The sequence below is a fragment of the Micrococcus sp. LASM2_SD2 genome (assembly GCF_057364565.1).
Map to the genome: position 1 here is coordinate 1 of NZ_JBNFOB010000505.1, position 494 is coordinate 494.

The 494-nt window shown below is 74.1% G+C and carries 1 protein-coding gene; it reads right to left on the minus strand.

The genetic code is table 11. The features are described 5' to 3' along the window. Nucleotides 1-479, minus strand: a 479-nt coding sequence (locus AC2W7A_RS13335) for a copper resistance CopC family protein (protein ID WP_485991764.1), incomplete at its 3' end; no start/stop codon positions are given. Nucleotides 480-494 lie beyond the last annotated feature (15 nt).

Below are 494 nucleotides of genomic sequence, written 5' to 3' on the forward strand. Positions count from 1 at the left end.
GGCCTGGGACGCGTCGGGTGGGGACCGCCTGCTCGGACCGGGTCCCGGCCCCAGCCAGGCTCTGCGGCCACGCCGCAGTCCGTCGGGACGGTGCCGGCCTCGGGTGCGCCCTCGGCGTCCAGGGTGAAGTCGAGTCGTCGCTCCTCGGAGTGTCCGTCGGAGTAGACCACGCGGTAGGCGAGCTCGAAGTCGCCGTTCGGCAGGTCCGGGCACACCTGGGCGGAGAAGGTGTCTCCCTCCACGGTGCCGGAGTCCGCCTGCCACTGGTTGCCGTCGGCGTCCCGGAGCTGCATGAGGTTCTGGATGCCCTGGCCGTCGATGAGCTCGCCGGAGAAGGTCAGGGAGACCTCTCCGGGGGCCTCGGTCAGGGTCTGTCCGGCCTCCGGTGTGGAGGACAGCAGCTCGTCGTGGGCCAGGGCCGGGGCGGCCAGCCCCGCCGTCGCCACGGGGGCGACGGTCAGGGACAGGGCCGCGGTCAGGGCCGCGGTGCGGCT